This window comes from Amycolatopsis sp., from assembly GCF_035276945.1.
Classification (GTDB): Bacteria; Actinomycetota; Actinomycetes; order Mycobacteriales; family Pseudonocardiaceae; genus Amycolatopsis_E.
Map to the genome: position 1 here is coordinate 120,151 of NZ_DATELF010000059.1, position 12,269 is coordinate 132,419.

The 12,269-nt window shown below is 65.4% G+C and carries 10 protein-coding genes, 1 pseudogene and 1 CRISPR repeat array; of the genes and pseudogenes, 7 read left to right on the forward strand and 4 right to left on the reverse strand.

Annotated features, from left to right (window positions below):
* The first annotated feature begins 249 nt into the window (after positions 1-249).
* The 7 genes from cas3 to cas6e are packed head-to-tail and all read left to right on the forward strand — an operon-like array spanning position 250 to position 7,875.
* Positions 250-2,640: a CRISPR-associated helicase Cas3' gene (cas3, locus tag VJT49_RS10000; protein WP_324164459.1), complete on the forward strand. Its 2,391-nt coding sequence runs from the start codon at positions 250-252 to the stop codon at positions 2,638-2,640.
* Positions 2,637-3,020 (forward strand): hypothetical protein, encoded by a 384-nt coding sequence (locus tag VJT49_RS10005; protein WP_324164460.1) that lies wholly within the window; start codon positions 2,637-2,639, stop codon positions 3,018-3,020. Before cas3 ends, VJT49_RS10005 begins: the two co-directional genes overlap by 4 nt.
* Entirely contained in the window at positions 3,017-4,642 is a 1,626-nt protein-coding gene (gene casA, locus VJT49_RS10010; protein WP_324164461.1) for a type I-E CRISPR-associated protein Cse1/CasA, read from the forward strand. The genes VJT49_RS10005 and casA overlap by 4 nt, the downstream gene beginning before the upstream one ends.
* Positions 4,639-5,241, forward strand: coding sequence for a type I-E CRISPR-associated protein Cse2/CasB (casB, locus tag VJT49_RS10015; protein ID WP_324164462.1), 603 nt, complete (start codon positions 4,639-4,641; stop codon positions 5,239-5,241). The genes casA and casB overlap by 4 nt, the downstream gene beginning before the upstream one ends.
* A 16-nt stretch (positions 5,242-5,257) precedes the next feature.
* Positions 5,258-6,427, forward strand: coding sequence for a type I-E CRISPR-associated protein Cas7/Cse4/CasC (gene cas7e, locus VJT49_RS10020; protein ID WP_324164463.1), 1,170 nt, complete (start codon positions 5,258-5,260; stop codon positions 6,425-6,427).
* Between the two features lie 18 nt (positions 6,428-6,445).
* Positions 6,446-7,195 (forward strand): type I-E CRISPR-associated protein Cas5/CasD, encoded by a 750-nt coding sequence (cas5e, locus tag VJT49_RS10025; protein ID WP_324164464.1) that lies wholly within the window; start codon positions 6,446-6,448, stop codon positions 7,193-7,195.
* 17 nt (positions 7,196-7,212) lie between these two features.
* A complete protein-coding gene (gene cas6e / locus VJT49_RS10030) occupies positions 7,213-7,875 on the forward strand; it encodes a type I-E CRISPR-associated protein Cas6/Cse3/CasE (RefSeq protein WP_324164465.1) in 663 nt (220 codons plus the stop codon).
* Between the two features lie 54 nt (positions 7,876-7,929).
* Positions 7,930-8,689: a CRISPR direct-repeat array (repeat unit 28 nt; unit sequence GTCGTCCCCGCGCACGCGGGGGTGGACC).
* 132 nt (positions 8,690-8,821) lie between these two features.
* Here the strand turns inward: cas6e and VJT49_RS35150 are convergent.
* The 4 genes and pseudogenes from VJT49_RS35150 to VJT49_RS10045 all read right to left on the reverse strand — a co-directional run.
* Positions 8,822-8,977, reverse strand: a pseudogene (locus VJT49_RS35150) (type IV toxin-antitoxin system AbiEi family antitoxin domain-containing protein); the annotation flags it as partial.
* 371 nt (positions 8,978-9,348) lie between these two features.
* Entirely contained in the window at positions 9,349-10,299 is a 951-nt protein-coding gene (locus VJT49_RS10035) for a site-specific integrase (protein ID WP_324164466.1), read from the reverse strand.
* A gap of 182 nt (positions 10,300-10,481) precedes the next feature.
* Entirely contained in the window at positions 10,482-10,691 is a 210-nt protein-coding gene (locus VJT49_RS10040; RefSeq protein WP_324164477.1) for a helix-turn-helix domain-containing protein, read from the reverse strand.
* A gap of 20 nt (positions 10,692-10,711) precedes the next feature.
* On the reverse strand, positions 10,712-12,269 hold a 1,558-nt coding region (locus VJT49_RS10045; RefSeq protein ID WP_324164467.1), incomplete at its 5' end, for a replication initiator.

The window sequence follows — 12,269 nt, forward strand, 5'->3', positions numbered from 1 at the left end:
TTCCAGAATCGAGGCTGGCCGCATAGTCCTCCCGCGCACGCGGAGGTTGTCGCCGGACGCCTGGAGTCCGTGTTGCCGCTTTGGACCATTCGGGTGTTACTGACAGGTACATCGTTCGTTCTGCGAGCTTGCGGAGATTTTCATCGGTGGTCGCTGGTTTCATCTGTCTTCCGCAGGCGGGGCGGCGCGCGTCAGTGTTGGTTCGAGTGGTAGGAGTAGGTACCTGTGGGGAGCAGGCCGGAAGGCAGCGTGACCGGCGGAAACAGGGGGCAGCCATCACCTCCGGACTGGCGAGGGGTCTGGGGAAAAGCGGGGACGGGGGATGTTCCGCATCCGTTGATCTGCCACATGCTGGATACGGCGGCGGTCGCCGAGTTGCTGTATCCAGTCCTTCTGGGGGCGCGGTGCCGGGACGAGTTGGAGGCAGGGCTGGCGCCGCTGGGTGACGCGGCCGCGTGGGTTGCGGTGCTGTGTGGGCTGCATGACCTGGGCAAGTTCTCGCCGGCGTTCCAGTCGTTGCGTGCCGATCTCGCCATCGACCTGCTGGGTGATGCGGCCGCGGCGGACATCCGATGGGTAAGCCCGGTAAAGGGTGTAGGGCGGACGGACACGCCACACGGCTCGCTGACCGGGGTGCACCTAGAACTGATGCTGCGCTCGTGGGGTGCGACCGCGTCGGTCTCGCAGCAGTTGGCCTGGGTGTTGGGCGGTCACCACGGCTTCTTCCAGGACGCCGAGACGAGGCGCCAGGCGCGCGACGCGATCAACGGTCACGGTGAGGAGAAGTGGGCCACGTGGCGGACCGGCATGGTCGAGGAGTTTGTTCGTCTGTGGGGACTGCCGGATCCGTCGTCGTTGCCGTGGGATCGGGTGCGGATTGACCTTGCGGCGGCCGTAGGCTTGGCCGGGCTGACGACGGTCAGCGACTGGATTGCCTCGGGCAAAAAGAACTTCGGCTACGCGGGCGTGGATGTCGACCTGGTCGACTACGTGGAGACCGCCCGGAAGCTGGCGCGGAAAGCCGTGGACGAGTTGGACTGGATCCCTTGGCGCCCTGAAGAGGACTCCGGCTTTTCGGATCTGTTCAAGTCAGAGCCGCGACCGGTCCAGCGGGCTGTCGAGGTGTTGGCGAAGGATCAGGACCGTCCGTCAATCCTCGTCGTCGAGGCTCCCACGGGGGAAGGTAAGACCAAGGCCGCTCTGCAGTGGGCGACGACCCTGATCCGCCACCAGCGGCTCACCGGGCTGTACATCGGCATGCCCACGAAAGCCACCAGTAATCAAGCTCGCCACGAGGTCCAGACCTTTTTCACGAATCAGGCCGTGGACCCGAGAACGCGGTTGCTGCACAGCAGCGCCGGGGAGCACCTGGTCGACATCGGCCGGGATGAGGCTGGGGAGGACTGCGTCGCCGTCGCCTCGGACTGGCTCACTCTCAGATGGGGGCTGCTCGCTCCTATCGGTGTCGGCACTGTTGATCAGTCTTTGAAGGGCGCCATCCGCTCGCGATGGGTGTACGTCACGCTCACCGCGTTGTCAGGCAAGGTGCTGGTGATCGACGAAGTCCACGCCTACGACACGTACATGTCCACCGTGTTGGACCGTTTGCTGTGGTGGATGGGCAGGTTAGGGGTGTCGGTGGTGTTGTTGTCGGCGACGCTGCCCTCTGGCCGTCGTGAGGAGTTGGTGCGGGCGTGGTCTGCGGGCGCCAGCGGTTACAAGGTCAGCGAGGTGGCTGCGCTGCCCTCGGCAGGGGGATATCCGCGTCTGACTTGGTCTGACGGGCGAGAGCACCGGGTGCCGACAGTGCCCGAGCCCGAGGTCTCTTCACTGAACGCGAAGCGCAGAGCGCGGATCGAGTGCCTGGGGATGGACGGCGCCGCCGAGTGGGCATTGGAGCAGGTCAAGGATGGTGGCTGCGCTGTTGTAATCCATAACCTGCTACGGCGAGTCGCTGATACCAATGACCGGCTCGTCAAACTGATCAAGCTGTTGCCGCGAGACGAACGGCCAGAGCTGATCGTGCTCACCGGGCGGTTGACGGCGAAGGTCCGCAAGGAGCGGGAAAACCAGTTACGCAGGTACTTCGGTCCCCGTAGCAAGGAACGGCCGCGGGCGATCGTGATCGGTACCCAGGTGCTGGAGCAGAGCCTGGATCTGGATTTCGATGCCATGGCCAGTGACCTCGCGCCGATCGACAGCCTGATCCAGCGAATGGGCAGGTTGTGGCGGCATCGGCGGATCAACGACGGCAGTCCGCCCATCCTGGCGATTACCGGTGTGGTGGACAGCGACAAGGGCCCTCGCTTCCCACGGTATGCCGTCACGGTGTATCCGGAGATTCTGCTGCTGCGGACGTGTGCGCTGCTCCGTAATCAGCGTGAACTGACCTCGCCAGAAAACGTGTCCGAGTTCGTCGACGCCGTGTACGGCGAGGACGAGACGATCCCCTGCCCGGCGGGTTGGGAACGGCGCTGGGAGACAGCGATCGGGAAACGAGATGCTGCCCGCGCCCACGACAAATACCTGGGAACCGAGGTGTACCTGCCGCAGGCTTCGTCTCACGTCAGGCTTTCCGACTTGACCGTGAGGGCGACGAGTTCGAGTCGCACCAGGAAGGACAGTGGTCGACGGCGATGATCGACGAAAACACAACCCTTCGTTCCGCAATGGACGAGGAGGTCGTTGATGTGGTGGTCTTCCGCGGCGATCACCATGCTGCGATACCCATCGACGGCGCTTCTGTGGTCGACTTGGCCGCCCCTGGACCGCTGGCGCGCGAGGTGTGTGCGGAGTTGACCGACTCGACTGTGCGGTTGCTGGCATCCCCGGATGTGCCCAGCGAGGCCGTGGATCTCCTGCGCCAGATCCCCGTGCCTCCGACGTTTCAAGCGACTCCGTGGCTGCGTCATCACCGCCCTTTGGTACTTTGCGACGAACAATGCTCCGTGGGCGCCTTCGTGCTGACCTATGACGCCGACCTCGGCCTCTGTGTATCCGCGAAAGATGGTGACCGATGAACGCTTCGCCCGCCCCGGCGAGACCTCCCCAGGAAAAGCGCCCCACTTTCGACCTGGTCCATGATCCGTGGATCCCAGTGGATAGCGGTGACGTCAGCGTAGGCCTCGCCGATCTCCTGTTGCACGCGCACGAGTTCTACCGCATCGCGGGCGAGACACCGCCGATGACCGCCGCGCTATACCGGCTCGTGCTGGCTTTCGCCCACCGCGTCTACGGGCCCCAGGACGAGCAGGAATGGGAGAGCCTGTGGGCGGCGCACGGATTGCCCACAGACCCGTTGCGCACCTACGTCGGCAAGTTTCCGAATCACTTCGACCTGTTCCACCCGGAACGGCCGTTCTTCCAGTGTCCGGCTCTCGCGTCGTGCTCGATGTCCGGGACGGCGAAGCTGGTGCCATTCCGTGCAGCGGGTAACAACGTGACCTTGTTCGACCACACCACGGCAGCCGATCGGCCAATGCTGTCTCCTGCCGAGGCGGCCCGCTGGTTGGTGACAGTGCAAGCCTACGACACCGGGGGGACGAAGACACCGTATCGCACGGTGAAGTCCTCGGAGAGAGCCCCGTGTAACCAGTTCGGCTGTGTCCTGGTCGAGGGTGCGACGTTGAAAGAAACGTTGCTGCTGAACATGCCGACCTATGAGCCGGAGTCTGAAATGCCCATGATGACGACGGCCGACGACAGGCCGGCGTGGGAGACGAGCCCGCCGCGTGCGGAGCCCAAATCCCGAGATCCCCTGGGCTGGACTGACCTGCTGACCTGGCCCTCCCGGCGCATTCTGTTGTCCTCGCGAACCGAGGGAGGTAACACAGTGGTGGACGGGGTGATCATCACACCCGGCACCCGGCTGCGCGGCGAGTTGCGGCACGTGGAGTTGATGGCCGCCTTCCAGCGTCCGGCCAGGAAGCCTCGTAGCAAGAAGCCGCAACCGTTCTCGCCCGTGCGTCTCCGGGAGCGCCAAGGGGTGTGGCGGCACAGCCAGGAACTGCTGCTGGCGGGGGATCCCGATCGCCAGCGACCTCACACGCTCGAAGAACTGTCTGGGCGCATGGAGGAACTGATTCCCGAGCACACGGAGTTCACTCTTCGGGTGTTCGGCCAACAGCTCAAGCCCGATGGCGGTGCCATCGAGTGCTGGTTCGAGGAAGAGGTGCCTGCGCCCGTGGCTTTGCTACGGGCACAGGACAGCCGAGTCGGCCGACTCGTCGGATTCGCGGTGACACTCGCGGATGAGGCGGGCTACGCACTGAGAGATATGGTCATTACTTACCGCAAGGAATTCCAAGCCTACCGCAGGGAAGACCACGCCAAATACACACGTGACCTCGACCTCGAGTACTGGCCGAACCTGCCCCAACCATTCGGAACGTACCTTCGCGGTCTCGGGGCGGCATTGCGTTCTGACGGCCCCGAGACGCTGGTGGTTCGCGAGTGGAGCGGTGCTGTCCACCGCGTCGCACATCACGCGGCCGAACACTGGATCGAACGCTTATCGGACCGGGCCCGCGGGCTGTATGTGGCCGGCAAGGTACACGGAACCTTCGTCGGCACAGTGCAAGGGCTGATCGACCGGTTCGAGGCCGAGACCAGGCACTACGCCAAAGGAGAGGAGTCGGCGTGACCGCGCAACCAACAGAGCCCAACACGCCGCAGCAACGTCGTTGGTTGTTCGTCAACTCGATGTACCGCTATCACGATGCCTTAACAGCGGATCCCCGCCAGGCGGCCGAAGCGCGCCGGGTGCTTGCACGGTTGCGCCGTAGCTTCGCGGGTCCGCGTCAGGAAGCCGAGGCCTACGACGTGGTGTTCGAGCACGATCCGCCTGAGGCGGAGCAGGAGATATGGCTGCTCGTCGCGGGCCTGTTTGCGCTGCACCCACAACCCCGTCCCCGCAAAGACACACGGGGCTCGATCGGTACTGCGATGCGCGCGCTGTCGCAACCGCCCACCGAGTCGACCACCCGCCGGTTCCAGCAGTTGCTGGCCGTCGACCGAAATGCACTCCCACACTACCTGCGTCAATGCGTCCAAATGCTACGCACAAAGAACGTGGCCGTCGACTATGACCAGCTACTTGACGACTTGGTGGTCGTCCTCGGCCCATACAGCCGCGACGAGGAAGTCCGCCGTGTTCGGTTGCGCTGGGCTCGTGACTACCACCGGAAGCCCCGTGCGGGCCAGGACGCAACCACCAAGGTCGAATCTCCTTCCATCGCCTGACCACCGGAGAAATCACGTGATCATCGAGTTGCACATCCTGCAGTCCTTTCCCGTCAGCAACCTCAACCGAGACGACGTCGGACAACCCAAGACCGCCACCTTCGGTGGCTACATCCGGGGCCGGATCTCCAGCCAGAGCCTCAAGCGCGCCGCGCGCCAACTGTTCGACCAGCACGGACTGGACAAGTCGGAAACGGGTGTGCGCACCAAACGATTGCTGGAAAACGCCGCGGACATCCTGGTCGGCTCCGACCGCAACCGCAGCAAAGAGGATGCCCTCGGCGTGGTGGAGGCAGGCCTGTGGGCGCTGGGTTTCGGGATCAACACCAAAACCCAGCTCACCGAGTACCTGATGTTCGTCGGCCACAACGCGATCGGACTCCTCGCCGACTTCTGCGAGCGCAACTGGGACACCTTGCACAAGGTCTTAACCGAGAAGCAGAAGGCCACGGCCGCCGAAAAGGCCGACGCCGAGAAGAAGGCCGAGGAAAAAGCGAAGAAGATCAAACCAGACAAGGAAACCTTGGCTGAGGCCCGGCGCATCCTCGACGCCAGTCGTGTCGCCGACGTCGCCCTGTTCGGACGCATGATCGCGGACAACAAGTACTTCAGCGTCGATGCCGCCTCGCAGGTCGCGCACGCGATCTCCACGCACGCCGTCGCAAACGAGTTCGACTACTACACCGCCGTCGATGACCTGAAGCCGGACGCCGAGGCCGGCGCCGACATGATCGGCACGGTCGACTTCAACGCCGCCTGTTACTACCGATACGCCAACCTCGACCTCGACCAACTGTCGTCCAACCTCCACGGTGACGCCGATCTGACTGCGCGCACCGCCCGAGCGTGGCTTTACGCCTTCGTTCACGCGGTCCCCAGCGGCAAGCAGAACTCGATGGCCGCTCTCACTACGCCCCACGCCCTGCTCGGCGTTGTCCGGGAACGCGGCGCCTGGAACCTGGCCAACGCCTTCCTCACACCCGTCGCCCGCTGCAACTTCTTGACCGTCTCCACCGACAGGCTGCTGCACCACTTCACACAACTCCGCCGTTTCTACGGCGACTCCGATATTCGTTCGGTGACCGCAGCCTCGGTTGATGGAGAACTCCCACACATCGAAGCGAGCGAAGTCGCGGCAGGCATGGACGACTTCGCCAGTCGTGTCCTGGGTTCGACGAAGGCCTGATCCTTCATGCCTACGTCGTTGGCGCTCTGCTTCGACGCGCCCATGCAATCCTGGGGAGTCGACTCACGCTTCGTCGTCCGCGACACCGCGACCGAGCCGACCAAATCCGGCGTCGTCGGACTGCTTGCCGCAGCACTCGGCATCCAACGCAACGATGACGATTCGATCGCGGATCTGGCGAGGCTTCGTCTAGGGATTCGGGCCGATCGCGAAGGGATCATCGAACGCGACTACCACACCACGCAGAACGTCCCCAATACCGAAGGCAGGGGACACCGCACCGTCATCAGCAACCGCTACTACCTGGCCGATGCTCTCTTCCTCGTCGTGCTGGAAGGCGACGCCGCTCTCCTGCGCAGACTGCACGCGGCCGTTCAACGCCCGCGCTGGCCGCTGTTTTTCGGGCGAAAAGCCTTCGTGCCCGCTCGTCCGCTGGTCACCCCTGCAGGCAAGGAAAAGACCGAAGCGCCGACAGCGGTTGGGCTCGTCGAACGCTCCGTGGACGAGGTCTTACGGCAGCACCCCTGGCTGGAGATCCGCGAGGACCTTCGACGTCAGGAAGTACGAAAGCTCGACGCCGGCCAACCTACCGCGGACCTGCGCGTTCTCACCGACTGCAAGTCCTCACACACTGGTGCCGAACCACGTCGGGATCACCCGATCTCCTTTGCGCAGGGAAACCGTCGCTTCGCAACCCGCTCGGTGGTCACCAGTCATGTCCCGCTGACCACGGAGCTGATCCAATCAGGAGAGCCCACGTGTTCCTGAGCAAACTCCCGGTCAACGTGACCTCTCGCGAGTTCCGACGCGACTACGCCGACATCCACCAGATGCACCGCACCGTCATGTCGGTGTTTCCCGACGTGACCGAGGGACAGCCGGCCCGGCAGGCACACGGCGTGCTGTGGCGCCTCGACACGGCGCAACGAGGGTTCGCGCTCTACGTGCAAAGCCAGACGAAACCAGACTGGGTGCTTCTCGCAAACGGCTACCTGTCAGAACCCGCCCAAATACGTGACCTGCAGCCAGTCCTCGACGCGATCCAACCGGGCCGCAAACTTGCCTTCCGGCTGGTCGCCAACCCGACCCGCAGCATCCATCAAGAAGGCAACCCAGGCCAACGCGGGCGGGGCAAGCGGGTTCCCCACCGAAAACCTGACAAGCAAGTCGAATGGCTCGCTCGACAAGGCGAACGCCACGGCTTCGTCATCCCGATCGCCGCGAACGGGCAAGCCGACGTGGCACCGTCATCCACGCCAACCCTGCGTGGGCACAAGAACGACGCGACCTTCATCACCGTCGAACCCGTCCGCTACGACGGCCACCTCATCGTCACGGACCCTGGCACGTTCACACGGGCCCTGCTCGACGGCATCGGACGAGCAAAGGCCTTCGGCTGCGGCCTCATCACCGTCGCACCACCCATCTCACCTACACACGAGAGGTGAATACAACCGAATCAATTTCGCCGAGATGCGCTCCAAAGCACCAGGTCAGCAAGTGTCGTCCCCGCGCACGCGGGGGTGGACCGCGCGAGTACCGGAAGCTGCGGAAAGAGATCCGGTCGTCCCCGCGCACGCGGGGGTGGACCGATCGCCGTGGCGAGCTCCGGTTTACATGGGACGTCGTCCCCGCGCACGCGGGGGTGGACCCACCGCGGACTCGATGGCGTGGTCTTTCGAAGCGTCGTCCCCGCGCACGCGGGGGTGGACCTCGGCGCGGTGACGGGATGCGGGTCTCCAGCACGTCGTCCCCGCGCACGCGGGGGTGGACCTCTTTGGACAAGCGTGGCGGTTTCTTTAAGATTGTCGTCCCCGCGCACGCGGGGGTGGACCCTTCATGCGGTACTACACCCGCGAACGCGGAGCGTCGTCCCCGCGCACGCGGGGGTGGACCCAGGTGCGGGCGGCCGGAACCGGTCGGCGAGGCGTCGTCCCCGCGCACGCGGGGGTGGACCCTCCTCGAGGGACGCACCCAGCAGCGTGTCCTCGTCGTCCCCGCGCACGCGGGGGTGGACCTACGGGGCGTGATCGATCGCGGTCTGCACGATCGTCGTCCCCGCGCACGCGGGGGTGGACCGGAAGTGCGCGCGGGGTCGCTACTTGCCCGCTAGTCGTCCCCGCGCACGCGGGGGTGGACCGGTGGGCGGGTTCGCCGCGTGGTTGGACGACCCGTCGTCCCCGCGCACGCGGGGGTGGACCCCGAACGGTCAGACGATCTACCTGTCTTCGCCCGTCGTCCCCGCGCACGCGGGGGTACGGCGGCAGCAGATTGGTGTGACACCACACCCCCGTCAGCGGTGCGTTCCCATGCCGGCACATCTGGAGCGAGTTGCAGCCACGCCGCCTTCAGTTCAAGGTGATCGGCCACGGGAGCACCTCGCAGTCGGTACACGCCATGGGCAACCCGTTCGACAGCTCCCCCTCCGGCGACCGAACGCGCTAGCGTGCTCCACGCCATCCCTGTCGCTTCAGCCTGCCGACGCGTGAACAGCCCCCACTGATCCTCCGCAAGATCAGCGAGCAAACCAAGCGTCGAAGGACGGGGCATGCCTGCATTAGATAGCGATCTCGCTAGAAAATGCAGCACCAGCTACGGGAGTCGGCGTCACGAGCAGCGCTAGGAGAGACATTTGGCATCTGATCAACCGTGGCAAAACCACACGCCACTACCGAAGATCGGCATTCGCCCTGATCACGGCCCCCACAACATAACCTCACCAGCGACACTACGCGGAACAAGCGGAGTGTGGGCGAGCACTGTGCTAACGCTCCGAACCTGACAGATCATGAAAAACACGGGATCAGGGAGTGTAAGTGGCCAGGGCCGGGGTCGAACCGGCGACCTTCCGCTTTTCAGGCGCAGACGTTTCAGCAGGTCAGGCGGGGTACACGAGTGGTTCGTGCACCCCGCGTGCCCCATCAGTGCTTCACGATGATGGTCTTCGGAAGCTTGATCGCGTCGCCCCGCTCGGCCAACTTGCTCAGCTCGCCCGCCAGCTCCTTGTCCCTGCCCTCGACCGCATGGAGGTACCGCAAGGCCGCCGCAGCCGACGAGTGCCCGAGCCGCTTCTTCAGGTCCGCCAGGGTCGCCCCCGTACTCGCGGCCAGCGTCTGACCGGTGTGCCGGAGATCGTGAAACGACACCTTGACGCCAACACGATCCCGAGCACGGACGAACGCCTGGTACACCGCGTTGCCTCGCATGGGCTGACCGTCACGGCCGATGAAGAACCGCTGCGTACCCGCCCACTTCGCCATGTGCTCGACAAGGTACGGCTTCAGATGTGGAGGAAACGCGATCTCCCGCTTTCCAGCCTCGGACTTCGGGTCCTTGTCGTACTTCTTCGGACTCTCAAGAAGTTCGACGCGGTTCTTACGGATCGTGATCTCGCCGCCGACCAGGTCAACGTCTTCCGTCCGTAGCCCGCAGACCTCCCCACGGCGCAGGCCGCACCAGGCAGCCAGTAGCACGGCCGCCCGGTACCGAGGCGTGATCGCCTCGACCAGTTCGTCGATCTGCGCCGGGGTCGCGATGCTCCGCTCCTTGGACTTGTCCGACCCGGCGCCGGGTATCTGGCACGGGTTGACCTGGATGGCGCCGTCACGCTTGGCCTGGTTCATCACGGCCCGCAGGAACCGGTACGCCTGCCCAATCGACGTCTTACCACCCGTGCCCGCCGTCGCCTTGCCATACCAGCTCCGAACCACCGGCGGAGTGATCGCGATCAACGGCAACTCAAGCAGGTCTGTCATGTGCAGGCGCATGTTGCGCCGACACGTTTCCTCCCACCGGTCGCCGATATCCGGGTTGTCCCGAAGATAGGCATCGGCGTAGTTGGCGAACGTTTCCCGCCCGAGGTTGTCATCCAACCAGGCACCCCGGCTGATGTCCGCTTCGACCTTGACCAACCAGCGGTCAGCGTCCGTCTTCGTTCGAAACGTGTTCGGCGCGTACTGTCGCTTCCCGTTCGGCCCGATGAACGACGCTTGGAAGCGTCCGGACGGCAGCTTCCGCACCTTCCCGAAACGGCGACGTGGCTTCTTGCTGGCCATCACGCCGCCCTCCCGCCAGACCAGCGCACCTCAACCGGCTCGACGCGGCCGGCCTGGACGAATGTTTCCAGGTCGTCGACGGATAGGCGGACGTGTGCGCCGACCTTGTGGAAGGCGATGCGACGTTCGGCGATGAGTCGCCGGACGAAGCGAACGGACGTGTTGAGGTATTCGGCGGCTTGTTCGACGTTCAGGTAGTTCGTGTTCAACGTGTCGTTTCCCCAGGTAGTCACGCTGCTTGTGGAATTGCCGAAGTTTCTGGACCGTCGCCGGGCGGCCCAGCGGCTGCGAGTAGCGCCCGGTCGTACTCGGCCCGCCAGGTTATGCGTTCGGCGATGGCCCGCATGAGCAGATGCGCCCGGGGTGGCGCGTCGCGGTCGCCGGGTTGGAGCTTGCACCAGATCAGCCGCGCCGGGTCCTGTTCCGGTTTGACGATGCCGACCGCCGCGAGCATGTCCCGCACGAACCGTTTGCGGTCCGCCTTGTGGTCGGCGAGGGTCTTGCCGGACCACTTGCGCGACACCAGCACCCGCCGCCCCGGCAGACCGAGGGTTGTCCGGCGGTGTGCCCGTCCCTTGCAGTGCCCCGGCGTGGTGCGGGAGTTGGCTCCCTTGGGTTGGATGCCGTAGAGCAGCCAGACCGCGCACCGCGGCGAGCACGGCGTCACGGCGAGTTCGGCGTGGAGCCGGTCGTGGTGCTCCCGCTGCCGAGCCGAGGTGGCCTCGACCACCTCACCCGTGGATTTGGTCAGGTATTTGGTGAGGTAGCCGATGTGCCGCCCGGCTTCCTCGGTTCCGCCGAGGATGCCCTTGGAGTGCACCTGACGGCCGAAGGTGACCACGTGGGCAGGTTTCTCGACCTCCTCCACCGCCTGGTCCCACTCGGTGAGGGGTTGCCGGGTTTCCGGGTCCACAAAGGACTTCGAGCGTGGTTCCCAGACCGGGAGCTGGTCACCGCCGTAGACGGGCCGGTCATGGTTGGGCCACCACACTTGGTGGTAGGTGGCCGCGGTGACCTGCCGGATCACCTCGTGCGGGATCGATCCCCGCAGCGCCGTATGGAGATGCGGAGCGGCGCGTTTCTGGGGTTCGACGGTGGCGAAGTACTGGACATCCCAGCCGGCCGCTCGGCGGAGGTTCTGCCACCACCGGTCCACCAGCGCGGAGAAGTGCACCGCGTCCCGCGCGGCCCGCCGGTAGTCGTAGCTACCGGGCTCGACCGGGGTGCCGTCGTCCCGGACCCGGCCGTAGGTGTCGCAGGTGAGGGTGACGAACATCGACGGCCGGAACCGCCCCGCGTACTCCCGGCCCACGGTGGTCTTGGCGACCTTGCGCCGGGGCAGGTTCGGCGCATCCTGCCTGCGCCGCGTCGACCGCTTCGGAGTCCGCTTGTCCGGCAGGTCCGGCGAGGGCAGACGGCCCCGGACGCCGAGTTGCCGAAGTTCCTCGTCCACGCCGCGGATTTCGTCGCGGAGTTCGTCGGCCTGGCCCTCGTCCCCGTTCTCCACCGCCGCCCGGTACGCCGCCACCAGGTCCGCGCGGACGGTGACGAGCGCTTTCTGGTCTTCGGTGGGTGGTGCCGGGGTGAAGTCCGGTTCCTGGTCGAGGTGCCAGCCCTCCCGGCACTGCACCATCCGTAGCGCCTTCGCCTTCTTCGCACACGGCGCACAGACGCTTTCCACTGTGGAGCCGCAGGGCACGGCCACGTAGCGGAGTTCGCCGGTGTCGGGGTCGCCGGCCTCCATGGTGAACGGCCGGACGCACACGCCGTGTTTCTCCGCGGCCGCC